The sequence below is a fragment of the Methylobacterium sp. E-012 genome (assembly GCF_057836545.1).
Map to the genome: position 1 here is coordinate 4,985,768 of NZ_JBYQEY010000001.1, position 24,795 is coordinate 5,010,562.

The window sequence follows — 24,795 nt, forward strand, 5'->3', positions numbered from 1 at the left end:
GAGAAGCGAAGTCTATGGCGCGCCAGCCGATTCTGGAGTTCTGGTACGAATTCGCCTCCACGTATTCGTATCTCGCGGCGATGCGCGTCGAGGACGCCGCCGCGCAGGCCGGGGTCGCGGTGCGGTGGCGGCCCTTCCTGGTCGGGCCGCTCTTCGCCTCGCAGGGCTGGACGTCCTCACCGTTCAACCTCTACCCGGCCAAAGGCAAGAATATGTGGCGGGACGTCGAGCGCGAGGTCGCGCGCCTCGGCCTGCCACCGCTGACCCGCCCGGCGCAATTCCCGCAGAACAGCCTCAGCGCCGTGCGGGTCGCCATCCTGGGCCAGGACCAGGATTGGCTGGTGCCGTTCTCGAAGGCCGTCTTTGCCGCGAGCTTCGCCGAGGGCCGCTCCATCGCCGAGCCCGCTTCCGTCGCCGAGATCCTCGACACGCTGGGCCTCGACGGGACGCAGACCGTGCGGGCCGCCGCCGCCGAGGCCAACAAGACCAAGCTGCGGGTCAGCGTCGAGGAGGCGCGCTCCCGCGGAATCTACGGGGCCCCGACCTTCCTGGCGGATGACGGCGAGCTGTTCTGGGGCAACGACCGGCTGGAGCAGGCACTGGCCTGGGCCGTGGGCGAGCGGCCGAAGGGCCTCCGGTAGGGCCACGTTCACCCGGCCCGGCCATCAATCCGACGCGACCCCGTCGTTCCGATCCGCCACCGCCCCGGTGCGGCCCGAGCGGACCCGAGATGCCCCGGACGAGAATCATGCCCGTTTCCCGACGTCACCTCCTCGCCGCCGCCGGCGCCGTGCTGGGCTCAGGCCTCGGTCGCGCGGCCGCGCAATCCTACGGACAGCGGGTCGCGGTCAACGGCGACGACGGGAAGCCGGTCGCCAACGCGATCCTGCCCGGCGAGATCACGGGCCAGATCCCCACCCTGCACGGCGTCACCTATGTCGGGCCGCGCGATCCCGGGACCACCCTCTACGAGTTCTTCGACTTCAACTGTCCGTATTGTCGGAAGGCCGCGGCCGACGTGGTGGCACTGCACGACGGCGACGCCGAACTGCGCATCGGGCTTGTCCACAATCCGATTCTGTCGCCGCAATCGGCCCAGGCCGCCAAGGTCATGCTGGCCGTGCAGCGCAGGCTCGGATCGGAGGCGGCCTGGGGCTTCTATCGGACCGTTCTCGGCAAGCCGGGCCGGATCGACGGGCCCGGCGCGCTGAATGCGGCCACCGCCCTGGGCGTTCCGCAGGCGGAGATCGAGGAGATCGCCGACAGCGACGAGGTGCGCGTCGCACTCAAGAGCCAGATGCGGATGGCCGCGGATCTCGGGCTCTACGCCACGCCGTCCTACGTTCTCGGCAACAGCGGCATCCTCGGCCATCCGGGGGCCCGCGCGATGGCGAAGATGATCGCGAGCATGCGGCGCTGCGACCGGCTCGCCTGCTGAGGGCCGCCCGGCGTCACACTTCCGCCGTCCTACCGCGCAGCGACAGCCGCGTCCGTGTTGCGCGCGGCCATGCCGGCATGCTAGGCGGTCGCCGCGCCACAAGGGGCGGTCTTCGACCCTGCCCGCTGTCGGCGCGACCCCACGTCCCGAACGGTCTCGCACCGCGCTCCCCGCCGGAGCGCACGGAGCGGGCGGGCAACCAGAGAAGAGAGCGACGGGTGGCGCAGAACGGTTCCGAGGCTGGTCCCCTGGTCGCAGGCGTGGCGGGCCGGTACGCTTCCGCCCTGTTCGACTTGGCGCGCGACGAGCGCCAGGTCGACGCCGTCGCCGAGGCGCTCGGTCGGTTCGAGGCAATGTTGCGGGAGAGCGCGGATCTGCGCCGCTTGGTCCGCAGCCCCGTCTTCGGCGCCGAGGAGCAGGCGGCCGCCATCGGCGCGGTGCTCGACAAGGCCGAGATCGGCGGACTCGCCGCCAACTTCATCCGCCTGGCGGCCTCCAACCGCCGGCTCTTCGCCCTCCCCGACATGATCACCGCGTTCCGGGCCCTGGTGCAGGATTCGAAGGGGATCGTGCGCGCCCAGGTGCGGGTGGCCGAGAAGCCCTCCGACACCGTGATCGAGGAGATCAAGGCGTCGCTGCGCGACATCGCCAAGGCCGATATCGACCTCGACCTGATCGTCGATCCGAGCCTGATCGGCGGCCTGATCGTGAAGATGGGATCGCGCATGGTCGACGCGTCCCTCAGGACCAAGCTCAACGGTATCCGCCTCGCGATGCGGGCCGCGCCGTAAGCGCCCCCATCCGATCCGAACACGCACAGAACGCATCAGCGACAGAGGCCCGAGTATGGACATCCGCGCCGCCGAGATCTCCGCGATCCTGAAAGAGCAGATCAAGAACTTCGGCGAGGAGGCCGAGGTCTCCGAGGTCGGGCAGGTCCTGTCCGTCGGCGACGGCATCGCCCGCGCCTACGGCCTCGACAACGTCCAGGCCGGTGAGATGGTCGAGTTCGAATCGGGCGTGCGCGGCATGGCCCTGAACCTCGAGCAGGACAACGTCGGCATCGTGATCTTCGGCTCCGACCGCGAGATCAAGGAAGGCCAGACCGTCAAGCGGACCGGCGCCATCGTGGACGTGCCGGTGGGCAAGGGCCTGCTCGGCCGCGTCGTCGACGCACTGGGCAACCCGATCGACGGCAAGGGCCCGATCACCTCGACCGAGCGTCGCCGGGTCGACGTGAAGGCCCCGGGCATCATCCCGCGCAAGTCGGTGCACGAGCCGATGGCCACGGGTCTGAAGGCGATCGACGCCCTGATCCCGGTGGGCCGCGGCCAGCGCGAGCTGATCATCGGCGACCGCCAGACCGGCAAGACCGCCATCGCCCTCGATACGATCCTCAACCAGAAGCCCGGCCACGCCGCGGGCGGGGACGAGAAGTCCAAGCTCTACTGCATCTACGTCGCCATCGGCCAGAAGCGCTCGACGGTGGCCCAGTTCGTGAAGGTGCTGGAGGACCAGGGCGCCCTGGAATACTCCATCGTCATTGCGGCCACCGCGTCGGACGCGGCCCCGATGCAGTTCATCGCGCCCTTCGCCGGCTGCGCCATGGGCGAGTATTTTCGCGACAACGGCATGCACGCCGTGATCGTGTACGACGATCTCTCGAAGCAGGCGGTGGCCTACCGCCAGATGTCGCTGCTGCTGCGCCGCCCGCCGGGCCGCGAGGCCTACCCGGGCGACGTGTTCTACCTGCACAGCCGCCTGCTGGAGCGCGCCGCCAAGATGGGCGACGCCGCCGGCAACGGCTCGCTGACCGCGCTGCCGGTCATCGAGACCCAGGCCAACGACGTCTCGGCCTACATCCCGACCAACGTGATCTCGATCACCGACGGCCAGATCTTCCTCGAGACCGACCTGTTCTACCAGGGCATCCGCCCGGCGGTGAACGTCGGCCTCTCGGTGTCGCGGGTGGGCTCCTCGGCCCAGACCAAGGCGATGAAGAAGGTCGCCGGCAAGATCAAGGGCGAGCTGGCGCAGTACCGCGAGATGGCGGCCTTCGCGCAGTTCGGCTCCGATCTCGATGCTTCGACCCAGCAGCTCTTGAACCGCGGGTCGCGGCTCACCGAACTCCTGAAGCAGCCGCAATTCTCGCCGCTGAAGATGGAGGAGCAGGTCGCGGTTATCTACGCCGGCGTGAACGGCTATCTCGACAAGATGCCGGTCAGCAAGGTCCGTCCCTTCGAGGACGCGCTGCTGAGCACCCTGCGCACGAAGCACAAGGATCTGCTCGACGCGATCGCCACCTCGAAGGACCTGTCGGACGAGAGCGCCGGCAAGCTGAAGGGCGTGGTCGAGAGCGTCGCCAAGTCGATCGGGTAAGGCATCCCGATCCGCTGAGGCACCGGCCCCTCCTCCTGGCGGAGAGGGGTAGGGGTGGGGGTGGTGCAGGAGGCACCGGCGCCGCTCCATCCTGAACCACCCCACCTCCGGCTCCTCCCCGCAATGGGGAGGAGAGGCCCTTTGGAACGGACCTGGACCTCACCCGATGGCGAGTTTGAAGGACCTGCGTAACCGCATCACCTCGGTGAAGGCGACGCAGAAGATCACCAAGGCCATGCAGATGGTCGCTGCTGCCAAGCTGCGCCGGGCGCAGATGGCCGCCGAGGCGGGCCGTCCCTATGCCGAGAAGATGGCCATGGTTCTGGGCAACCTCGCCGGCAACCTGATCGGCGGCGTCGGCGCGCCGAGGCTCCTGTCCGGCACCGGCTCGGAGCAGACCCACCTCCTGGTGGTCTGCACCGGCGATCGCGGCCTGTGCGGTGCCTTCAACTCCTCGATCGTCCGTCTCGCGGTCCGCGAACACGCCCAGAAGCTCACCGCCGCGGGCAAGACCGTCAAGATCATGACGGTCGGCAAGAAGGGCTACGACCAGCTGCGGCGCCTGTACCGCGACCAGATCGTCGAGAGCATGGATATCCGCGGCAACCGTCCGGTGGATTACCCGTTCGCCGCCGAGATCGCCGACCGGATCCTGGCCCGTTTCGAGGCCGGCGAGTTCGACGTGGCGACCCTGTTCTTCTCCGAATTCCGGTCGGTCATCTCGCAGGTCCCCACCGCCCAGCGGCTGATCCCGGCCGAACTGCCCGAGGCCGACACCACCGCGAAGGCGGTCGGAGGCGACGCCGCCCTGGAATTCGAGCCCTCCGAGGAGGCGATCCTGGAGACGCTGCTGCCGAAGAACCTGACGGTGCAGATCTACCGGGCGCTCCTCGAGAACGCCGCCTCCGAACAGGGCGCCCGCATGAGCGCCATGGACTCGGCCACCCGCAACGCGGGCGAGATGATCAAGAAGCAGACGCTGATCTACAACCGCACGCGTCAGGCCATGATCACCAAGGAACTCATCGAGATCATCTCCGGCGCCGAGGCGTTGTGATAAGAGGGCGTGCCGGAGGCGTCACACGATGACGAGCGAGGTCGAGAACCTGGTTTTGGAGCACCTGCGCGCCCTCCGGCGTGACGTCTCCGAAGCGCGCCTCGACCTCAAGGACGTGAAGTCGCGGCTGACGGCCATCGAGATGCAGGTTGCGACCATGAATGGGCGCATGGACCGTTTCGACGAGCGTATGGCCCGTGTCGAAGTACGGCTCGAGCTGACGGACGCTTGAGCCGGATCTGATCGATCGAGGATATGGCCGGCGCGATTCGTGCGCCGGCACGGACAACGAGGATATCATGGCCAACACCGCACTCCCCGGCGCCGGCTCCAACAAGGTCGGCAAGATCACCCAGGTCATCGGCCCCGTGGTCGACGTGCAGTTCGACGGGCATCTGCCCGAGATCCTGAACGCCCTGGAGACCAAGAACAACGGCGCCCGCCTCGTCCTCGAGGTCGCCCAGCAACTCGGCGAGCAGACCGTCCGCTGCATCGCCATGGACACGTCCGAGGGCCTGACCCGGGGCCAGGAATGCACGGATACCGGCGAGCCGATCAAGGTTCCGGTGGGCATGAACACCCTCGGCCGGATCATGAACGTCATCGGTGAGCCGATCGACGAGCTCGGCCCGGTGGTGTGCGACACCTACCGCGCCATCCACCAGCCGGCCCCGTCCTACGCCGACCAGTCGACCGAGGCGCAGATCCTCGTCACCGGCATCAAGGTGGTGGACCTGCTGGCCCCCTACTCGAAGGGCGGCAAGGTCGGCCTGTTCGGCGGCGCGGGCGTCGGCAAGACCGTGCTGATCATGGAGCTGATCAACAACATCGCCAAGGTGCACTCCGGCTATTCGGTGTTCGCCGGCGTCGGTGAGCGGACCCGCGAGGGCAACGATCTCTATCACGAGATGATCGAGTCCAAGGTGAACGTCGACCCGAAGGAGCATGGCGGCTCGGCCGAGGGCTCCAAGTGCGCCCTGGTCTACGGCCAGATGAACGAGTCCCCCGGCGCCCGCTCGCGGGTGGCGCTCACCGGCCTGACCATCGCGGAGCAGTTCCGCGACGAGGGCCAGGACGTGCTGTTCTTCGTGGACAACATCTTCCGCTTCACGCAGGCCGGCTCCGAAGTGTCGGCGCTGCTCGGCCGCATCCCCTCGGCGGTGGGCTATCAGCCGACGCTGGCCACCGACATGGGTGCCCTCCAGGAGCGCATCACCACCACCAACAAGGGCTCGATCACCTCGGTGCAGGCGATCTACGTGCCGGCCGACGATCTGACCGATCCGGCGCCCGCCGCCTCCTTCGCCCACCTCGACGCCACGACCGTGCTGTCGCGCTCGATCGCCGAGAAGGGCATCTACCCGGCGGTGGATCCGCTGGACTCGACCTCGCGCATGCTGTCGCCGGCGATCCTCGGCGAGGAGCATTACGACGTCGCCCGCCGCGTGCAGCAGACCCTGCAGCGCTACAAGGCGCTCCAGGACATCATCGCGATCCTGGGCATGGACGAGCTGTCCGAGGAGGATAAGCTCACCGTGGCCCGCGCCCGCAAGATCGAGCGCTTCTTCTCGCAGCCCTTCACGGTGGCCGAGGTGTTCACCGGCTCGCCCGGCGTGCAGGTGCCGCTGGAGGACACGATCAAGGGCTTCAAGGGCTTGGTGAACGGCGATTACGACGACCTGCCTGAGGCGGCCTTCTATATGGTCGGCACGATCGAGCAGGCCCAGGAGAAGGCCAAGAAGCTGAAGGCCGCGTAAGGCTGCACCCTCCCCTCCCCCCTGATCTCAGGCATGCCTGAGATCCGAATCGGACTTGCCCAGACGGGGCATGCCCGATCTAGGTGGGAGGGGCCTGGGGGGTGGGGTTGGTGCAGAAGGAACCGCTGCGCTCGATCCTGCACCACCCCCACCTCCACCTCCTCCCCGCAAGGGGGAGGAGAGCTTGTCGCGGATCCGGGATTGTCCTGAGATGGCCACCTTCCACTTCGATTTCGTCGGCCCCGAGCGGACGCTGTATTCCGGCGAGGTGACCGCCGTTCAGCTGCCCGGTACCGAAGGCGAGATGACCGTGATGCCGGGCCACGCCCCCGTCCTGACCTCCCTGCGGGTCGGGGTGATCGTGGTCACCGAGAGCCAGGGCAGCGGCAAGCGCATCTATGTCCGCGGCGGGTTCGCCGATATTGGTCCCACCGCCGTGACCGTGCTGGCCGAGCGTGCCGCGCCGATCGAGGAACTCACGCCCGAATCGCTCGACAAGGATATCGAGGCGGCCGAATTGCTGCGCGATTCCACCGAGGATCTGCAGAAGCGTGAGGAGCTGAACGGCCAGATCGTCCAGCTCCGGGAGACCAAGGCGCTGCTCAAGCTCTGACGGACGATCGGATCGTCCCGATCACAGCGCCGGGCTGACGGATCGAGACGCTACGCTTTGCCGGCGCCGCCCAGCGCCTGGGCCAGGAGCTCGGCCCGGGCGTCCGGTCCGATGGGACAGCCGCGTTCCAGCCAGAGCTTGCGTGCCGCGGACAATCCCCGGCCAATTGCCGGACCGGGCACCACGCCCGCCGCCACCAGATCCGCCCCGGCCAGCGGGAAGGTCGGCGCGCCCCCTTCTCCGTCCATCATCCGCAGCGTCCGCCACGCATCCTCGGTGATGTCCGGCCTCGGCTCGCCGGCCAGAATCGCCAGTGTCGCGGTCAGGAGCGGGAGGCCGTGTGCGGCCGCGAGGACCCGCGCCTCGATCGTGCCGATCAGCGCCCGACCGTGCAGATCCACCAGGGTGTCGGCATAGCCGGTGAGCTGCGCGTGGGCCTGGTTCGAGAGGCGCAACCGATCGCGCAGCCGATCCGCGTCGTGCCGGCCGGCGACCGCCAGCGCCGCGAGCCGCATCACCGGCGGCAGACCCGCCCCGGCGGCGCGCTCCAGCCGCCCGAGCTCGCCGACGCCGCCCGTGATCCGCTGCAGCAGGCCGGTGCCGCTCAGGGTCACGACCATCGTCGTGCCTCCGGTTGCCGCCAGAAGTTTCAAAAACTCGTCGCGGATTCGCTCCCGCGACAGCCGGTCCAAGCTGTCGCGGGCGGCCACGCAGGCCGCGAGCGCCGCCGCGTCGGGCGCCCCGCGGCCGAAGCGTGCGTGGAAACGGAAGAAGCGCAGGATCCGCAGCGCATCCTCACGGATCCGGGTCGCGGGATCGCCGATGAAGCGCACCCGTCCGCCCGCCAGATCCGCCAATCCGCCGACGGTGTCGTGCAGTTGCCCGTCGATGCCGAGCGACAGGGCGTTGACGGTGAAGTCGCGCCGTTCCGCGTCCCGCGCGAAGTCGCTGCCGAACCGGACGACCGCGTGGCGCCCGTCGGTCTCGATATCCTCGCGCAGGGTGGTGACCTCGATCGGCCCGTCCTCGGTGATCAGCGTGACGGTGCCGTGCGCGATCCCGGTCGGTACCGCCTTCAGGCCCGGGGCCGCGCGGGTGCGCGTCATCACGGCGTCCGGCCGAAGCGTCGTCGCGAGGTCGATATCGGCGGCCGACACGCCGAGAAGGGCATCGCGGACGCATCCGCCGACCAGACGGGTCTCGGCACCCGGATCATCCAAGGCGGCGAGCGCCCGGCGTACGCCCGGCCGGTCGAGGAGGGCTGAGAGGCCGGCGTGGTCGAGAATCTGCCTCACCGGAAGCCGCCGGGGACCAATCGGCCGTTCTCCATGTGCGTGGGCACGTAGCCGCCGGCCCGGCGCTCGGAGAACAGGCCCTCGTAGACGAGCGTGCCGATCACAACGGCCAGCCCAGCGAGCACGAGGCGAAAGAGATGCGGGTCCCAGTGGACCCGGCGCAGCGGGTTGCGGCCCGCCAGCAGGAGGTAAACCAGGAATAACCCGAAGGGGATGAGGAAGAGGCCGAACTCTTCGAGGACGCGACGCAGCATGGGTGTTCGTTGCCTAAACGGCCGGGCGACGGATCCCGCCCGGTTCGGATTCCGGATAGAGCCGTTCGCGGAGGTTGTTCAGAATCCCGGCGGTGACACCCCAGATCAGCCGCTCGCCGAAGTTGACGGCGTAGAACCACCGGGTGCGGCCCTGCCAGTCCCGCGACCGCAGCCGATAGCGCTCCCGGTCCATCAGCACCGGCAGCGGTACCTCGAACACGTCGGCCACCTCGGCGGGATTGGGCCGGTAGGTCGCCTCAGGTGCGACGAGGCCGATCACCGGGGTGACGAGGAATCCCGTTCCCGACAGGTAGGGGTCGATATAGCCGACGAGCTGCACCGCGGTGGGGTGCAGGCCGATCTCCTCCTCGGCCTCCCGCAGGGCCGCGGCGGCGGGGGTGGGATCGGACGGGTCGATCTTACCCCCCGGCAGGGCGACCTGTCCGGAATGGTCGCGGAGGTTGGCGGCGCGCTGCGTCAGGATGAGGTTCGGCCCCTCCGGGCGGAACACCACCGGCACGAGCACGGCGGCCCGCCGGTGCGGCGGCGGCGGGATCACGGCCGAGCCGTCCGGATCGAGGCTATGGTCGCCGCGCGGGTTGGAGGTCGGATCGTCCGGCCCGGGGGGATGCGGCGACAGTCCCGACGCGGCGCGGGCGAGGAATGCGGCGCGGGGATCGCTCACGCGGCGGCCGGTGTGATGGGATAGAAGGTGCCCCCGGCCCATAGCCCGAGCCAGGACCGTCCATCGACGGGATGCTCCTCGGCGAGATCCACGAGGTCGTAGGTCAGCGCCCGGGTGACGAGCGCCCAGAGGCCGCCCCGGACATGCAGATAGGGTTTCAGGGCCCCGTCCGGCTCTTCCTCGAAGCGCAGGGCGTGTTCGGCGTCGACGGGCACGAGGTCGTCGACATTGGTCCGGAAGGAGAGGCGCCGGTTCGGTCCGGAACCGTCGACCGCCATCTCGACCGCCGCGAAGGCTGCGTCCTCGACGGTGATGCCGACGCTCTCCACCGGCGTCACCAGCACGGTGCGGCCGTCGGGCTCGCGCCGCAGGATGGTGGAGAACAGCCGGACCAGCTTCGTCCGGCGGATCGGCGTGCCGTTGTGGTACCAGGTCCCGTCCGCGGCGATGCGGATGTCGATCTCGCCGCAATAGGGCGGGCTCCAGCGCTCCACCGGCGGAAGCCCCCGGGTCGGCAGATCCCCGAGGGCCGCGCTGAGGCGGGCCAGGGTTGGGTCGGCGGAATCCTCACTCATGCCCGTGACAGATAGCGCTCCGGCGCCCGGACAGCCATGGCGGATCCCGGGTCGCGGCCGTCACGCCGGTCCGGCGCCCTGGGTGTTCACCGTCAGGGCGTAGAGCGACTGGCTGGCCGTCATGAACAGGCGGTTCCGCTTGGGGCCGCCGAAGGTGAGGTTGCCGCAGACCTCCGGCAGGCGGATCCGCCCGATCAGTCTCCCCGCAAGGTTCCAGATCGTGACACCGTTATAGCCCACGGCCCGGCCGGCGTTGCTCGACGCCCAGACATTGCCGTCGACGTCGGTCCGCACGCCGTCCGGTCCGCATTTGACGCCGTCGACCACGCAATCGGCGAACAGCCGTTGTCCGGAGAGCCTGCCGCCGTCTCCGACGTCGAAAGCGTAGATCTCGCCCTTGCCCCCGGGGCCGGTATCGCCCGGTCCCTTGCCGGTGGAACAGACATAGAGGGTCCGATGGTCGGGGGAGAAACAGAGGCCGTTGGGGTCCGGAACCGCATCGTCGGTCAGAACCCGGTCGACCCGGCCGGACGTGTCGATGCGGTAGACCGCGTTCGGCAGCGCCCGCCGTCCCGGTGCGACCCCGGCGGGCTGACCGAGGCGCGGGTTGAGATGGCCCTGGGGGTTCGAGGGACCGCCCGGCTCGTCCGGCAAACCCTCGTAGAGCAGGCCGCCATAGGGCGGATCGGTGAACCAATACGATCCGTCGACGTGCTGGACCACGTCGTTGGGCGAGGTGAGCGGCTTGCCCGCGAAGCTGTCGGCCAGCACCGTCGCCGAGCCGTCGAGTTCGTAGCGGACCACGCGCCGGCCGGTGTGCTCGCAGCTGAGCTGCCGCCCCTGCCAATCGAAGCTGTTGCCGTTGGAATTGTTGCTCGGCGCGCGGAAGGCGGAGACGTGCCCGTCCTCCTCGAGCCACCGCATCTGGCGGTTGTTTGGGATATCGCTCCAGACCAGATACCGGCCGACCGCATTCCAGGCCGGCCCCTCCGCCCAGAGGGCGCCGGTCCAGAGGCGGCGGATCGCGCTGTTCGGGACGATGTAGGCCTCGAAAGCGGGATCCACTGCGAGCACGTCGGGATCGGTGAAATAGGTGGTGGGGGCTGCGCCGGGGCGGAAGTCGCGCGGCGGGTTCGTCACCGTGCTGGGCGGCGCCGGCTCGGCGGACGCCGGATCGGCCGAGGCCAGGACGGCGCCCAACCCTGCTAGGACCGAACGGCGCGAGGGCGGAACGGGCCCGCGATGCGCCCCACCTCCGGATCGGCCTGTCTCCCCGTTCCGCATGCGATCCCCCCGGTTCGCGTCTGCGCGCATCGGTGGCGCGCTGCGTCCGAAGACTGGGACCAAAATCCTGTTCGCGTCAACCGGGCCTGCGCCGCAGGATCTTCCACACCCCATCCGCCGAGGCCAACAGGCGGCTCCCGTCCCGCACGTCCCCGCGCATGAAGACGAGCGAGCCGGTCCGTTTCACCACCTGCGGGCGGATGCCGATCCAGTTCCCGAGACGTCCCACATCGATGAACTTCATCTCGAGCTGGATCGTCACGCAATTGGCGCCGTCGGCCGCCCGCATGGCCGTCTCGCCGAGCGCCCGGTCGGCGAAGCTCATCAGCATGCCGCCATGGACCACGCCGATGAGGTTGGCGTGCTTCTGCTCCGCCCGGAACGCGTAGGCGCCGTCCGATTCGCGCCGATGCACCGGCCCGACATGGGCGATGAAGCCGGCATCCTCGATGGGTGTCCAGCCCGGGTCGGATGGGTCGAAGGGATCGGTATTGTCGGTCATCGTGCATCGTCCGTAGCTGTCGCGGCGGTGGAAACCGGCACCGTCCGTCAGGTTCCCCGTGGCTTGGCCCGCCGGGTCGGAGCCTCGGTGAGCGGGTCCTCCGGCCAGGGATGGCGGGGATAGCGACCACGCATCTCGGCCCGCACCGCGGCCCAGGATCCCCGCCAGAAACCCGGGAGGTCGCGGGTGATCTGGATGGGGCGGTGGGCGGGCGACAGCAGGTGCAGGACCAGGGGCCGTCCGCCGGCCCGCGGGTGCCGGTCGAGGCCGAACAGCTCCTGCACCCGCACGGATAGGGCGGGCTCGTCGGCGGCGTAATCCACCGCGATGCGTGAGCCGGTGGGCACCTCCACATGGGTCGGCGCCTCGGCGTCGAGGCGGGTGCGCAACGTCCAGGGCAGCAGGCCCTGCACGGCACCGCCGAGGTCGTCGGCCGTGATCGAGGCCAGGGCGGTGCGCCCGACGAGGGACGGCGCGAGCCACGCATCCACGGTCGCGGCGAGCGCATCGTCCGACAGGTCTGGCCAGGCATCGCCCTCCGCCGCGTGCAGGAAGCACACCCGGGCGCGCCATTGCGACAGGGCCGGCGTCCAGGGCAGCCGCTCGATCCCCAGCGCGGCGATGCCCCGGGCCAGGATCATGGCGCTTTCCAGATCGGCCGGGACTGGCAGCGGCCGGGCGCCGAGGCTGACCGTCCCCAGCCGCCGGACCGCCCGGGCCCGGAGGGACGCCGTTTCCGCATCGAAGGTGGTCTCGGTGCGGGACTCGATCCTGTCGGCGAAGAGCTGCTCGATGGCCCCGGCGTCGATCGCCGCCGCCGCCAGGATGCGGGCATTACCCGCCGCGCCGACGAGGTCGGCGACGACCAGATGGGTCTCCCGGGCGAGCGCATGGGCCGGATCGAGGCGGCCGGCGCGGCCGCTCGCCATGACGAACTCGCCCTCGCGGCCCCGCGCCCGCGCGACGCGGTCGGGATAGGCCAGGGCCAGGAGCGGGCCGGCCGGCGCCGGTCCGGCATCCGGGCCGCCGCCGGCGATCCGCGCCCAGCCCTCGGCGAGCCGGCGCATGTCCGCCGACCGCCCGGCCCGGTCGCGGCGGAACCGTTCGACCCGCGCGTCGAGATCGACCTCGTCCCCCCCGAGGCCGCGTTCCACCAGGACCGCGGCGAGTTCCGCGGCGGCACGCGCCCGCCCGGACCCGGCCGCGACCGTGACCATACGGGCGAGACGCGGCGGAAGCGGCAGGGCGCGCAGCTGCGCGCCGGCCTCCGTGAGCCGTCCATTCGGGTCGAGCGCCCCGAGGTCCGACAGCATGGTCCGGGCCTCGGTCAAGGCGGGCGCCGGGGGCGGATCGAGGAAGGCGAGCGTGCACGGATCGGCCACCCCCCAGGCGGCGCAGTCGAGGAGCAGGCTCGCCAGATCCGCCGACAGGATCTCGGGCCGCGAGAAGGGTTCGAGGGCGCTGGTGCCGGCCTCCGACCAGAGCCGCCAGCACAGTCCGGGCTCGGTCCGGCCGGCACGGCCCCGCCGCTGATCCACGGAGGCGCGGGAGGCGCGCGCGGTCACGAGCCGCGTCAGGCCGAGCCCAGGCTCGTAGACGGGGACCCGCGAGAGCCCGGAATCGACCACGATCCGGACCCCCTCGATGGTCAGCGAGGTCTCGGCGATGCTGGTGGCGAGCACCACCTTGCGGGTTCCGGGGGGCGCCGGGGCGACGGCGCGGTCCTGCTCGGCCGGCGGGAGGGCGCCGTAGAGCGGCGTGAGCTGCACGTCCGGCCCGATGCGATCCGCCAGGAGGGCGACGGTCCTGCGGATCTCCGCCTGTCCGGGCAGGAACACCAGCACCGAACCCGGATCGGAGCGCAGGGCCCGGAGGGTGACCTCGGCCACCGCCTCCTCGATCCGCCGGTTCGGGTCGCGCTCGACGTGGCGTGTCTCCACCGGGAAGGCGCGCCCCTTTGAGGCGACCACCGGGGCATCGCCCATCAGCCGCGCGACCCGGGCGCCGTCGAGGGTCGCCGACATCACCAGGATCCGCAGATCCTCGCGCAGGCCGCCCTGGGCGTCGAGGGCGAGCGCGAGGCCCAGATCGGCATCCAGGGAGCGTTCGTGGAACTCGTCGAACAGCACCGCGCCGATGCCGGCGAGTTCCGGGTCGTCGAGGATCATCCGCGTGAACACGCCCTCGGTCACCACCTCGATCCGGGTGCGGGCCGAGATCTTCGATCCGAGCCGGACGCGCAGGCCGACCGTGCCGCCGACCGGCTCGCCGAGCGTCTGCGCCATCCGGGCCGCCGCCGCCCGGGCCGCGAGGCGGCGCGGCTCCAGCAGGACGATCTTGCGCCCGTCGAGCCAGGGTGCCCCCAGCAGGTCGAGGGGCACGCGCGTGGTCTTGCCCGCGCCCGGCGGCGCCACCAGCACGGCGGCGTTCCGCCTGCCGAGCGCGGCGCGCAGGTCGGGCAGGGCCGCCTCGATCGGCAATGGGGTGGGAAGACCGGGCATCGATGCCGCTGATGGCGCGGACCGGCGACGGGCGCAACCGCGGCGGCCGACCGGTGACGCCGGGCGGCGTTCGATACCGATCCGACTCCGCGGCCCTGGCCTCCGGCACGCCGAGCCGCGAACGTGCGGCGCATTCAAAAGACCTGGGAGTGAAACGATGAAATTCCGCCCGATGGCGCTGGCCCTGGCCGCGCTGCCGCTCGCGCTCGCGCCCGCCTTTGCCCAGGATCGGCTGCCGACGATACCGCCGCAGGATTACACGCCCGAGCAGAAGCAGGCGGCCGAGGCCTTCGCGCAGGCCCGGGGCAAGCCGCCCTTCGGGCCGTTCGAGCCGCTGATATATTCGCCCGAGGTCATGACCCTCGCCCGGTCGATGGGCGACTACCTCCGGTTCAAGCCCAAGATCGGCACAACCCTGTCGGAACTGGTGATCCTGATGACGGCGCGGCGCTGGACGCAGGACTACGAGTGGTACGTCCATGCGCCCATCGCCGAGAAGGCGGGGATCGCCCCGGAGATCGTCGCGGCGATCCGTGATGGGCGCCGGCCGGCGCGGATGAGCGACGACGAAACCATCGTCTACGAGTTCACCGCGGAACTGCAGGACACCAAGCGCGTGTCGGACACGACCTACGCCCGCGCCGAGGCCCGGTTCGGCAAGCCGGCGATCGTCGATCTCGCGGCGATCTCCGGCTACTACACGCTGCTCGCCATGGAGCTGAACGCGGCGCGCTACCCGATTCCCCAGGAAGGCAAACCCCTGCCGCGCATGCCCGAGTGAGCCGGCTTATCCACAGGGTCCGGGCATCTGGATCCCCGTTGTCCACAGGGTTCCGCGGCCGAAGATCGGGCCGCGGGGCCGGCGTTGACCATTCGTTAACCTTTATGGCCTGTTCTCTTTTCGTTCCCGAACGCGAACGAGGAGAACACGATGCTGACCGCTGCCAGTCCCGCGCGCGACGCGCATGCTTGTCCCGTCGAGGCGATCAGCGCCGCGTATCTCGGCTTCGCCGGCGGCGATGCCGGGATCGCCCTGCGCTGCGCGATCGCCGATGCCCTGTCCGATCTGATGGAGGCCGAGCGGCGCACCCGCGAGCGCAGCCGGCTGATCTCCCGGGGCTACGTGCGGGAAGCCTTCGATCCGGCGGCCGGCCGCGCCAGCTGAACGCACGCTGCACGCGCGATTCAGGCTGGCTGCAGCGTGGCTGTGGAATCCTCCGCCCCATGATCCCGGACGTCTCGTGCATCCGGGCATCCATGGAGACAGGTCATGACACGCATCGCTCTGCTCTCGGCCGCCGCGCTGATCGGCGCGGGCAGCCTGGCCTCTTCGACCGCGGAAGCCCGCGGCGGCGGGGCCATCGCGGCCGGCATCATCGGCGGCCTCGCGGCGGGCGCGCTGATCGGCGCCGCGACCCAGGCCCACGCGGTGCCCGCTTACGGGTACGGTGAGTCTTACGGATACACGCCCGTGGTGGTGCGGCCCGCCCCCGCCTACCGGGTGTACGAGGAGGACGGACCGGTCTACGCCACCCGCCGGACGGTCACCTACGAGCGGGTGCCGGTCGGCTACGGTCCCGCCCGCCGCTGGCACCGGGACTGGGATGACGGCTACGACGGCTACCGCGACCGCGGCCATTACGGCTGGTGAGATGGCTCCCTGGGTCTGACGACCCCGGGCCCGGACGGCGGCCGCCATCCATCGTGGTTTCGGTGTCCGGGGCGATACGCTAGCGACATGGCGCGGCGCCGCTCCGGCAGCGCCCCATTCAGCCCACTCGCACGTGGCGTGAACCGGGTGTTCAGGTCGCGGCGGTAAGACGATTCGATGCTGGTCCACGAAGGCGCGACGCGCACCCCTGAAGCCGATCGCAAGCTCGGCCTGTCCCTGGCGGCGGTGGCCGGGGCGCTGAACACCGCGGGGTTCTATGCGGTCGGCCTCTACGCCTCGAACATGACCGGGAACGTCTCGGCGATCTCCGACCGCACGGGAACCGGCGACCTCGTCCTGGCGGCGGAGGCGCTGCTCCTCGTCCTCCTTTTCGTGCTCGGTGCGGCGGTGTCGACGCTGCTGATCCGCTACCGCCGCCGGAGCGCCGAGCACGGGGCCTACGCCTACAGCGTCTGTGCGGAAGCGGTGCTCCTCGTCGCCATCGGCCTCGTGGCGCTTCCCCTCGCGGAGCCGGCGCGGGGCCATGCCCTGGTGCTCGGCCTGAGCTTCGCCCTGGGTGTGCAGAACGCTGCGGCGACGAAGATTTCCGAGGCGCGCGTGCGGACGACGCATGTCACCGGCACGATCACCGATATCGGCATCGAGCTGGCCCGCTGGCTGGATCGCGCCGCGCCCGATCGGGTCCCGCTGAAGCGCCACGACCCCACGCGGCTGCGCCTTCACGTGCTGACCGTCGGGGCGTTCCTCGCGGGCGGGCTCGTGGGCGTCGTCGCCTATCGCGCCGTCGGCGTGGCCCTGCTGTTCGCGGCGGCCGCGATCCTGGCGTCGCTGGCGCTGCCGGCGCTCAGGCGTTGATGTCGAGGAGCTGGCCGGTCATCCGGTCGGCGGTCCGCGCCACGGCGGCGTTCAGCGCGAAGGCAGACTTGGAGCCGACGAGTTCGGCGGCGGCGCTGGACAGGTCCACCTGCGCGGCGGGTTGCAAGGCCGTCTCGGCGACGGGCGCCCCGGCGGACGCGATGGTCTGGGCCGCATTTCCGAGGCGGTCGGAGGCCCGGGTCATGCTGGTCGTGGCGGTCTGAAGGGCGTCGATCATGCGCAATCTCCCTGCGCCGATCCTGCCAGGCGAACGCTGCGGGACCGTTGCGGAGATCGCGCGCATTTGAGGGATCGCCGCCTTATCCGAAGGCTGTCCTGCGCGCGCGGGAACAGGGTGGTGCGGACGGCGGGACTCGAACCCGCACGGCCTTGCGGCCGCAAGATTTTAAGTCTCGTGCGTCTACCGGTTCCGCCACGTCCGCATCGGGCCTTCGGTAGCCGCGGCCGGCCCCGCGATCAAGCCGGGGGCGTCCAGCCGTACAGCCACGCGTAGCGGTCGCGCATGCCGTCGGGGCCGAGCCGCGCCATCACGGCGTTGCGGGCGAACGCCACCAATCCCCTGGCGTGATAGGTCCGGCCGTTGGCGCGGGCAGCCCTCTGGACGCGCCGGACGCGGGTCGACCGGTCCGCCGCGAAGGAGGCGAGCGCGGCCGGCACCTGGGCTTGGTCGGAGAGCGCGCGCGTCAGTACCGCGGCGTCCTCGATAGCGAGGGCGGCGCCCTGCGCGAGATAGGGCAGCACCGGATGGGCGGCGTCGCCGATCAGCGCGATCCGGCCGCGGGCGAGCGGGCGCGCCACGGCCCGATCGGCCAGCGACCAGACCAGCCAGGAATCCGGCAGGCCGAGCAATCCGCGCAGGGGCTCGGCACAGCCGCGAAAGCAAGCGCGCAGCACCGCCGGCTCCCCGAGCCGGCCCCAGCCCTCGTCGCCCACCGCCTCGGGGACGACCGCCACGACGTTGAGGAACTGGCTGTCCCGGACCGGGTAATGCACCACGTGCCGGTTCCGGCCGAGCCAGAGCCCCGTCGCCGCACCGCGCAGGGGTTCCGGCACGGCCTCGATCGGGATGAGCGCCCGCCACGCCGCCGCATGGCCGGGCCGGAGCGGCGCCGCATCGAGATGTCCGCGCAGGCGCGAGCGCAGCCCATCGGCCCCGATCGCCAGATCGAAGGCCAGATCCTGCACGCCGCTGGCGCCCTCCGCGGCGAGGAGGACTTCCGACTCCGTCTCGGCCAAGCGCGTTACGGTGCGGCCCATCATCAGCCGGATCGCCGGCCGTCCGCGCAGGGCATCGAGCAGGAGAATCTGCAGATCGGCCCGGTGGATCACGTAGTAGGGCGCGCCGAACACCGTCTGCGCCGCCGCCCCGAGGGCGACGCCGCCGAGACGGCGGCCGCTGTCGAGGGCGCGCACCTCGACGCCCGGGGGCGCGCTCGCGGCCCGGCGCAGGGCGGCCGAAAGGCCGAGCCCCGCCAGCACGCGGCTCGCGTTGGGGGAGATCTGGATCCCGGCTCCGACCTCGCTGAAGCCGGTGCGGCGCTCGATCACCGTGACGGCATGGCCGGCATCCGACAGCGCCAGCGCCGCCGTGAGGCCGCCGATCCCGGCCCCCACGATTCCGATCCGCAATGGTCGATGGTCGGAGGACACCGCGACGGCGCGCCTACTCCGCCGCGAGCTTGGCGTCGTCGTGCCAGACGCAGGCCTGCGGATCCGCCTCGTCGGCCTTCAGGCCGGCGCGGTAACGGTACAGGGTCGAGCAGTACTGGCAGATGATCTCGGTGTCGGCGCCCATGTCGAGGAAGACGTGCGGGTGGTCGAACGGCGGCAGCGCGCCGATGCACATGAACTCCTTCACCCCGACAGCGACCACCGGCACACCCGGCTCGTTGTGAAAGTGGGGTACCGCCTTGCCTGCCATCCGGCCCTCGCCTGACCCGTACCGATCGCGCGGCGAATCCACCCGCGCGCACTGGGCGCCATGCGGCCGCTTATGCCGCCAGCCCCGCTTCCGGCGCAAGCCACGCCCGTCCGCGTGCCGGACACGGCTTGGCCTCCCGCGCCGCGCACCGTACATAGGTCGGACGCCCGATTGATGACGCCGCGAAAAGTCCCGACATGCAGCAGGAACAGGCCACCGCGCAGGGATCGCGCCGCGCCCCGGAGCCGCCGATCCACGGTCCCGAGGGCTTCGAAGGCATGCGCCGCGCCGGCCGGCTCACCGCCGAGGCCCTGGACCTGCTCATGGAGGCGACCCTGCCCGGCGTCACCACGGAGGCGCTCGACCGGCTCGCCTACGAGTTCGCCATGGATCACGGCGCCTATCCGGCCTCGCTGCTCTATCGCGGCTATCCGAAGTCGATCTGCACCTCGATCAATCACGTGGTCTGCCACGGCATCCCCAACGACAAGCCCCTGCGCGAGGGCGACATCGTCAACCTGGACATCTGCCTGATCCTCGACGGCTGGCACGGCGATTCGAGCCGGATGGCCTATGTCGGCGAGGTCTCGCGCCGGGCCCAGCGCCTGTGCGAGATCACCTACGAGGCGCTGATGCGCGGCGTCGCGGCGGTGAAACCGGGCGGCTCGACCAACGATATCGGCCGGGCGATCCAGTCCTACGCGGAGGGCGAGCGCTGCTCGGTGGTGCGGGATTTCTGCGGCCACGGGCTCGGGCGCACCTATCACGACGCGCCAACGATCCTGCACTACGTCGAGGCGAGCTACGACGTGCCGTTCAAGCCCGGCCAGTTCTTCACCGTCGAGCCGATGATCAATCTCGGGCGCCCGGCCGTGAAGGTGCTGGGCGACGGCTGGACCGCGGTGACCCGCGACCGCTCGCTCTCCGCCCAGTTCGAGCACACCGTGGCGGTGACGGAGACGGGGGTGGAGATCTTCACGATCTCGCCGAAGGGGCTGCACCAGCCCGTCAATCCCGCATCCTGACCGACCATGGCGCCGCGGCCGGACGATGCCGAGGCGGGGCTCTTCGCCGACGCCGGCGGCGCGTCGTCGCTGGCCAAGGACGCGCCGCATTATCACGGCCATCGCGACCGGCTCCGCGAGAAGTTCGCCGCGGCGGGCGGCGACGCGCTGCCGGATTACGAATTGCTGGAGTTGGTCCTGTTCCGCGCGATCCCGCGGCGCGACGTGAAGCCCCTGGCCAAGGCCCTGGTCGCCCGGTTCGGCAGCTTCGCCGAAGTGTTGAGCGCCGAGCCGGCCCGGCTGATGGAGGTCCAGGGCGTCAGCGCCGGCGTCGCCGCCGACCTCAAGGTGATCGAGGCCGCCGGGCGGCGCCTCGCCCGGGGGGCGATCCGCGGGCGGGCGCTGTTGGATTCATGGGGCGCACTGCAGGATTACCTGCGCGCCACGATGGCCTTCGCGCCGCGCGAGGAGTTTCGGATCCTGTTCCTCGACAAGCGCAACCATCTGATCGCCGACGAGGTGCAGGGGCGCGGCACCGTCGACCACACGCCGGTCTATCCCCGGGAGGTCGCCCGGCGGGCGCTGGAACTCTCGGCCACCGCCATCATCCTCGCCCATAACCACCCATCCGGCGATCCGAGCCCGTCCGCCGCCGACGTGGCGATGACCCGCGAGATTGTGGCCGTGCTCGCGCCGCTGAAGATCGTCGTCCACGATCACGTGATCCTCGGGCGAAACGGTCACGCGAGCCTGAAAGGCCTCAAGCTGATCTGATCCTCTCGCCGCCTTGAGCGTTATCGAGGGCAGATATAGCCACGAGCAGATGGCGCGCCTCTTGCCTCAGAGCGGGAGCGTTAGGGAGGAGCGAGATGGCGGTGACGGCCTTCGACGAGATGACCGGGCTCGGCACCGGCACGGCCGATCCGGCCGCGATTCGAGACGCCTACGGCACGCTCAAGACGTGGCTCGAAACGACCCCCCCGGAGCATTTCAACACCCGCCGCAGTCAGGCCGAGCTGCTGTTCCGCCGGATCGGCATCACCTTCGCGGTGTACGGTGACAACGAATCGACCGAACGCCTGATTCCGTTCGACATCATCCCGCGGGTGATCACGAAGCCGGAATGGACGTTCCTGGAGCGCGGGCTGAAGCAGCGGGTCACCGCCATCAACCTGTTCCTGAAGGATGTGTACGGCGCCCAGGAATGCATCAAGGCGGGCATCATCCCGGCCGATCTCGTCTATCGCAACGCCCATTACCGGATGGAGATGCGCTCGTTCCGGGTCCCGCACGACCTCTACGTCCACGTCGCCGGCATCGACATCGTGCGCACGGGCGAGAACGATTTCTTCGTCCTGGAGGACAACGCTCGGATCCCGTCCGGCGTGTCCTACATGCTAGAGAACCGGGAGGTGATGCTGCGCCTGTTCCCGGACCTGTTCTCCAAGCACCGGGTCGCCCCGGTGGAGAACTATCCCGACGCGCTGCTCGCCACCCTGCGCAGTCTCGCCCCGGTCTCGGCGACCCGCGACCCCACGGTCGTCCTGCTGACCCCCGGCCGCTACAACTCGGCCTTCTACGAGCACTCGTTCCTGGCCGACAAGCTCGGCGTCGAGCTGGTGGAGGCCTCGGACCTCTTCACCAAGGACGACGTGGTCTACATGCGCACCACCGAGGGTCCGCGCCGGGTCGACGTGATCTACCGCCGCCTCGACGACGATTTTCTGGATCCGCTCGTCTTCCGCCCCGACTCAGTCCTCGGCGTGCCGGGCCTGATGAATGCCTACGAGCGGGGCTCGGTGACATTGGCCAACGCGGTCGGGACCGGCATCTCCGACGACAAGGCGGTCTACAGCTACATGCCGGAGATCGTGAAGTTCTTCACCGGCGAGGAGCCGATCCTGCACAACGTGCCGACCTATCGCTGCCGCGAGAAGGACTCGTTCGCCTACGTGATGGACAACCTCTCGGAGCTGGTGGTGAAGGAGGTCAACGGCTCGGGCGGCTACGGCATGCTGGTCGGGCCCCACGCGAGCAAGCGCGAGATCGACGACTTCGCCAAGAAGCTCAAGCATGCCCCCGACGGGTTCATCGCGCAGCCGACCCTGTCGCTCTCCACCTGCCCGACCTTCGTGGCCTCCGGGGTCGCGCCGCGCCATGTCGACCTGCGCCCCTTCGTGCTCAACGGCGCCGACCAGATCCGCATCGTCCCGGGCGGCCTGACCCGGGTCGCGCTGAAAGAGGGCTCGCTGGTGGTCAATTCGAGCCAGGGTGGTGGTACGAAGGATACCTGGGTGCTGGACGCCTGATTTCATGGGGTCGGACATCCCGAGGCGCGGGCTCCCCGGTCCGCTCGACGTGGCTGAAAAAGAATGCTTTCCAGGACTGCCGACAACCTTTTCTGGCTCTCGCGCTACGTCGAGCGCGCCGACTTCGTCGCGCGCATCCTCGACGCGGCGCACCGCTTCGCGTCGCTGCCGACGAGCTACGGCGGCGGCGAGGGCAACGAGTGGGACTCCGCCCTCGCCTCGGCCGGAGACCCGGACGCGTTCAAGACGCATTACAGCGCGGTCAACGCCGACACGGTCTGCGACTTCCTGGCCTTCAGCCCGCACAACCCCTCCTCGATCCGCTCCTGCATCGAGGCGGCCCGGGAGAACGCCCGCTCCGTGCGCACGGCGCTCACCACCGAGATGTGGGACGCGATCAACGGCGCCTGGCTCGAACTGCGCAACTATGCCGGCAAGGACCTCAACCGCGACGAGTTCGGCCGCTTCCTCGACTGGGTGAAGACCGTCTCGCTCACCTTCGACGGTTCGGCCTTCCGCACGATGCTGCGCAACGACTCCTTCTGGTTCACCCGGCTCGGCACCGCGATCGAGCGGGCTGACAACACGGCCCGCATCCTCGACGTGAAGTACCAGATCCTTCTGCCCCACGACGAGACGGTGGGCGGCAGCCTCGACTACTTCCAGTGGACCACGATCCTGCGCGAAGTCTCAGCCTTCAACGCCTACCACTGGGTGTACCGGGAGAGCGTGAAGCCGCTCCTGGTGGCCGATCTGCTGATCCTCAACAAGCAGATGCCCCGGTCCTTCGCGAATTGCTACGGGGTGATCGTCGAGTATCTTGACCTGATCGCCGACGCCTATGGCCGGCGCGGACCGAGCCAGCGGTTCGCCGGCAACATGCTGGCCAAGCTCGAGGCCGAGGATATCGACCGGGTCTTCGCCTCCGGCCTGCACGAGTTCGTCGAGGCGTTCATCGCCGAGAACAACAGGGTGGGCGAGGCCATCGCCAAGCAGTATCTGGTCGGTTGACGAAGACGCACAGGCCCCCCGCGCATGCGCATCCGCGTGATCCACGAGACCATCTACACCTACGAGCAGCCGGCCCGCGGGCTCGTCCAGGTCCTGCGGCTGACACCGCGGGACCATGACGGCCAGTACGTCCGAGGGTGGCGGATCGACACCACCGTCGACGGGCGCCTGACCGCCCGCGAGGACGGATTCGGGAACCTGGTTCACTGGTTCACCCCCGATGAGGCCGCCGACGCCCTGACGATCCGGGTCAGCGGCGAGGTCGACACCGAGGACACCCAGGGGATCGTGCGCGGAACCGTCGAACGTCTGCCGGATTCGTTCTATCTGCGCGACACGGATCTCTGCGCAACCAGCACGGAGCTGCAGGTCTTCGCGGAGCGCGTCGCCACGGCCGGCGACGCGGCGCCGCTGGCGCTGCTCCACCGCCTGATGGGGGCCGTTCCCGAAGTTGTGGCCTACGAGCCCGGCCCGGCCGCCAATGCCGTCCCGGCCGCGAAGGCCTTCGCGGCGGAGCGGGGTGTCTGCCAGGATCTGACGCATGTCTTCATCGCGGCGGCCCGGCATGTCGGCATCCCCGCGCGCTACGTCGCGGGCTACCGCGCCCGCGACGACGGCGAGGCCACGGTCGAGGCGCCGCACGGCTGGGCCGAGGCGCTGGTGCCGGATCTCGGCTGGGTGGCGTTCGATCCGTGCTTCGCGATGAGCCCGTCCGACAGCTACATCCGCGTGGCCACCGGGCTCGATTATCTCGGCGCCGCGCCGATCCGGGGCAGCCGGACCGGTGGCGGGACCGAGACACTGGACGTGAAGCTTCGCGTCGAGCAAGGCAGGGCCGCCGCCCAGTCCTGAGTCCCGCGACGGCGGTCCCATCGCATGAAAGCCCGAAGACGATGACGTATTGTGTCGGTGTCCTTGTCGAAGAAGGGCTGGTGATGGTGGCCGACACCCGCACCAACGCGGGGCTCGACGACATCTCGACCTACCGGAAGCTGCACCACTTCAACGTGCCGGGCGAGCGGGTGATGATGCTGGCCTCGGCGGGCAACCTGTCGATCACCCAATCGGTGCTGAGCCTGCTTCAGGAGGGTGTGCCCGGTGAGGGGGAGGAGCCGGCGCAGAAGCTCGTCGAGGCGCCGACCATGTTCCAGGCGGCGCAGCTCATCGGCCGTGCCATCCGCCGGGTGCGGTCGATCGAGAAGGATGGGTTCGAGGCGGCCAACATCCGGTTCTCGATCTCGCTGCTGTTCGGCGGACAGATCGGCACCGGCGACATGCGGCTGTATCTCATCTATTCGGCCGGCAACTTCATCGAGTGCAGCACGGACGCCCCGTTCCTCCAGATCGGCGAGCACAAATACGGCAAGCCGATCCTCGACCGGGCGGTGACCTACCGGACCGATTTGTACGACGCCCTGAAGGTCAGCCTGGTCTCGATGGATTCGACCATGCGGTCGAATCTCGGCGTCGGCCTGCCGATCGATATCGCGGTCGCCCGCCGGAACGCGCCGACGCTCGAGGTGAACCACCGGATCGAGGCCGGCGAGGGCTATTTCCACGACCTGCGCGAGCGCTGGTCGGCGGCGTTGCGGGCCGCGCACCGGGCGATTCCGCGGCCGCCCTATGGGCCGTCCGAGAAGTAGATCTCGGACGGGTCCCTCG

General features: G+C 70.1%; 28 protein-coding genes and 1 tRNA gene. 18 read left to right on the forward strand and 11 right to left on the reverse strand.

What is annotated here, in order from left to right; genetic code table 11:
- Positions 1-14: 14 nt before the first annotated feature.
- The 8 genes from AC3IF1_RS23780 (at position 15) to AC3IF1_RS23815 (ending at position 7,244) form a co-directional block, all read left to right on the forward strand.
- Positions 15-641 (forward strand): 2-hydroxychromene-2-carboxylate isomerase, encoded by a 627-nt coding sequence (locus AC3IF1_RS23780; protein WP_489219609.1) that lies wholly within the window; start codon positions 15-17, stop codon positions 639-641.
- A gap of 107 nt (positions 642-748) precedes the next feature.
- Positions 749-1,438, forward strand: coding sequence for a DsbA family protein (locus AC3IF1_RS23785; RefSeq protein WP_489219610.1), 690 nt, complete (start codon positions 749-751; stop codon positions 1,436-1,438).
- Between the two features lie 218 nt (positions 1,439-1,656).
- Positions 1,657-2,229 carry a F0F1 ATP synthase subunit delta gene (locus AC3IF1_RS23790; protein WP_243973491.1) on the forward strand — a complete coding sequence of 191 codons (573 nt, stop codon included), beginning with the start codon at positions 1,657-1,659 and terminating at the stop codon, positions 2,227-2,229.
- A gap of 55 nt (positions 2,230-2,284) precedes the next feature.
- Positions 2,285-3,817, forward strand: coding sequence for a F0F1 ATP synthase subunit alpha (gene atpA / locus AC3IF1_RS23795; protein WP_489219611.1), 1,533 nt, complete (start codon positions 2,285-2,287; stop codon positions 3,815-3,817).
- Positions 3,818-3,983: 166 nt separating this feature from the next.
- Complete coding sequence (locus AC3IF1_RS23800) at positions 3,984-4,874, forward strand: F0F1 ATP synthase subunit gamma (RefSeq protein ID WP_489219612.1); 891 nt, start codon at positions 3,984-3,986, stop codon at positions 4,872-4,874.
- A gap of 28 nt (positions 4,875-4,902) precedes the next feature.
- Complete coding sequence (locus AC3IF1_RS23805) at positions 4,903-5,106, forward strand: hypothetical protein (protein ID WP_489219613.1); 204 nt, start codon at positions 4,903-4,905, stop codon at positions 5,104-5,106.
- 67 nt (positions 5,107-5,173) lie between these two features.
- Positions 5,174-6,631 carry a F0F1 ATP synthase subunit beta gene (gene atpD / locus AC3IF1_RS23810; protein ID WP_243973487.1) on the forward strand — a complete coding sequence of 486 codons (1,458 nt, stop codon included), beginning with the start codon at positions 5,174-5,176 and terminating at the stop codon, positions 6,629-6,631.
- Between the two features lie 211 nt (positions 6,632-6,842).
- Positions 6,843-7,244, forward strand: a complete 402-nt coding sequence (locus AC3IF1_RS23815) for a F0F1 ATP synthase subunit epsilon (protein WP_243973486.1) — start codon at positions 6,843-6,845, stop codon at positions 7,242-7,244.
- Between the two features lie 50 nt (positions 7,245-7,294).
- On the opposite strand, the gene AC3IF1_RS23820 is transcribed toward AC3IF1_RS23815, so the two are convergent.
- The 7 genes from AC3IF1_RS23820 to hrpB all read right to left on the reverse strand — a co-directional run bounded on the left by AC3IF1_RS23820 (position 7,295) and on the right by hrpB (position 14,340).
- Entirely contained in the window at positions 7,295-8,539 is a 1,245-nt protein-coding gene (locus AC3IF1_RS23820) for a CCA tRNA nucleotidyltransferase (protein ID WP_489219614.1), read from the reverse strand.
- The gene (locus AC3IF1_RS23825; protein ID WP_489219615.1) at positions 8,536-8,793 is read right to left on the reverse strand and encodes a DUF6111 family protein; all 258 of its coding nucleotides are present in this window, start codon (positions 8,791-8,793) and stop codon (positions 8,536-8,538) included. The genes AC3IF1_RS23820 and AC3IF1_RS23825 overlap by 4 nt, the downstream gene beginning before the upstream one ends.
- Before the next feature lie 13 nt (positions 8,794-8,806).
- Complete coding sequence (locus AC3IF1_RS23830; protein ID WP_489219616.1) at positions 8,807-9,520, reverse strand: CoA pyrophosphatase; 714 nt, start codon at positions 9,518-9,520, stop codon at positions 8,807-8,809.
- Positions 9,475-10,053, reverse strand: coding sequence for a DUF1285 domain-containing protein (locus AC3IF1_RS23835; protein WP_489219617.1), 579 nt, complete (start codon positions 10,051-10,053; stop codon positions 9,475-9,477). The genes AC3IF1_RS23830 and AC3IF1_RS23835 overlap by 46 nt, the downstream gene beginning before the upstream one ends.
- Positions 10,054-10,113: 60 nt before the next feature.
- A complete protein-coding gene (locus AC3IF1_RS23840; protein ID WP_489219618.1) occupies positions 10,114-11,337 on the reverse strand; it encodes an SMP-30/gluconolactonase/LRE family protein in 1,224 nt (407 codons plus the stop codon).
- 76 nt (positions 11,338-11,413) lie between these two features.
- Positions 11,414-11,839, reverse strand: coding sequence for a PaaI family thioesterase (locus tag AC3IF1_RS23845; RefSeq protein ID WP_243973480.1), 426 nt, complete (start codon positions 11,837-11,839; stop codon positions 11,414-11,416).
- Between the two features lie 47 nt (positions 11,840-11,886).
- Positions 11,887-14,340, reverse strand: coding sequence for an ATP-dependent helicase HrpB (hrpB, locus tag AC3IF1_RS23850; protein ID WP_489219619.1), 2,454 nt, complete (start codon positions 14,338-14,340; stop codon positions 11,887-11,889).
- A gap of 157 nt (positions 14,341-14,497) precedes the next feature.
- Between hrpB and AC3IF1_RS23855 the strand changes: the two genes are divergently transcribed.
- The 4 genes from AC3IF1_RS23855 to AC3IF1_RS23870 all read left to right on the forward strand — a co-directional run bounded on the left by AC3IF1_RS23855 (position 14,498) and on the right by AC3IF1_RS23870 (position 16,867).
- Positions 14,498-15,121, forward strand: coding sequence for a carboxymuconolactone decarboxylase family protein (locus AC3IF1_RS23855; RefSeq protein ID WP_489219621.1), 624 nt, complete (start codon positions 14,498-14,500; stop codon positions 15,119-15,121).
- Between the two features lie 150 nt (positions 15,122-15,271).
- On the forward strand, positions 15,272-15,505 hold the full coding sequence (locus AC3IF1_RS23860; RefSeq protein WP_243973477.1) for a hypothetical protein: 234 nt from the start codon (positions 15,272-15,274) through the stop codon (positions 15,503-15,505).
- A gap of 105 nt (positions 15,506-15,610) precedes the next feature.
- Complete coding sequence (locus tag AC3IF1_RS23865) at positions 15,611-15,991, forward strand: hypothetical protein (protein WP_489219622.1); 381 nt, start codon at positions 15,611-15,613, stop codon at positions 15,989-15,991.
- Positions 15,992-16,168: 177 nt separating this feature from the next.
- The gene (locus tag AC3IF1_RS23870; RefSeq protein WP_489219623.1) at positions 16,169-16,867 is read left to right on the forward strand and encodes a YoaK family protein; all 699 of its coding nucleotides are present in this window, start codon (positions 16,169-16,171) and stop codon (positions 16,865-16,867) included.
- On the opposite strand, the gene AC3IF1_RS23875 is transcribed toward AC3IF1_RS23870, so the two are convergent.
- From AC3IF1_RS23875 to AC3IF1_RS23890, 4 genes are all read right to left on the reverse strand, one after another.
- Positions 16,857-17,105: a flagellar protein gene (locus AC3IF1_RS23875; protein ID WP_489219624.1), complete on the reverse strand. Its 249-nt coding sequence runs from the start codon at positions 17,103-17,105 to the stop codon at positions 16,857-16,859. The two genes, AC3IF1_RS23870 and AC3IF1_RS23875, sit on opposite strands and share 11 nt — an antisense overlap.
- 118 nt (positions 17,106-17,223) lie before the next feature.
- Positions 17,224-17,310 (reverse strand) — tRNA-Leu (locus tag AC3IF1_RS23880).
- A 34-nt stretch (positions 17,311-17,344) separates the two neighbouring features.
- Complete coding sequence (locus tag AC3IF1_RS23885) at positions 17,345-18,538, reverse strand: FAD-dependent monooxygenase (protein ID WP_489219625.1); 1,194 nt, start codon at positions 18,536-18,538, stop codon at positions 17,345-17,347.
- Positions 18,539-18,551: 13 nt separating this feature from the next.
- Positions 18,552-18,809: a zinc-finger domain-containing protein gene (locus tag AC3IF1_RS23890; RefSeq protein WP_091713381.1), complete on the reverse strand. Its 258-nt coding sequence runs from the start codon at positions 18,807-18,809 to the stop codon at positions 18,552-18,554.
- Positions 18,810-19,006: 197 nt separating this feature from the next.
- Here AC3IF1_RS23890 and map point away from each other — a divergent pair, with 197 nt between their 5' ends.
- From map to AC3IF1_RS23920, 6 genes are all read left to right on the forward strand, one after another.
- Positions 19,007-19,834 carry a type I methionyl aminopeptidase gene (gene map, locus AC3IF1_RS23895; protein ID WP_243973472.1) on the forward strand — a complete coding sequence of 276 codons (828 nt, stop codon included), beginning with the start codon at positions 19,007-19,009 and terminating at the stop codon, positions 19,832-19,834.
- 6 nt (positions 19,835-19,840) lie between these two features.
- A complete protein-coding gene (gene radC / locus AC3IF1_RS23900) occupies positions 19,841-20,587 on the forward strand; it encodes a RadC family protein (RefSeq protein ID WP_489219626.1) in 747 nt (248 codons plus the stop codon).
- Between the two features lie 95 nt (positions 20,588-20,682).
- A complete protein-coding gene (locus tag AC3IF1_RS23905; protein WP_243973470.1) occupies positions 20,683-22,122 on the forward strand; it encodes a circularly permuted type 2 ATP-grasp protein in 1,440 nt (479 codons plus the stop codon).
- Positions 22,123-22,185: 63 nt separating this feature from the next.
- Positions 22,186-23,133 carry an alpha-E domain-containing protein gene (locus tag AC3IF1_RS23910; protein WP_243973469.1) on the forward strand — a complete coding sequence of 316 codons (948 nt, stop codon included), beginning with the start codon at positions 22,186-22,188 and terminating at the stop codon, positions 23,131-23,133.
- A gap of 24 nt (positions 23,134-23,157) precedes the next feature.
- On the forward strand, positions 23,158-23,985 hold the full coding sequence (locus AC3IF1_RS23915) for a transglutaminase family protein (RefSeq protein WP_243973468.1): 828 nt from the start codon (positions 23,158-23,160) through the stop codon (positions 23,983-23,985).
- Between the two features lie 41 nt (positions 23,986-24,026).
- Entirely contained in the window at positions 24,027-24,776 is a 750-nt protein-coding gene (locus AC3IF1_RS23920) for a proteasome-type protease (RefSeq protein ID WP_243973467.1), read from the forward strand.
- The last annotated feature ends 19 nt before the right edge of the window (positions 24,777-24,795 follow it).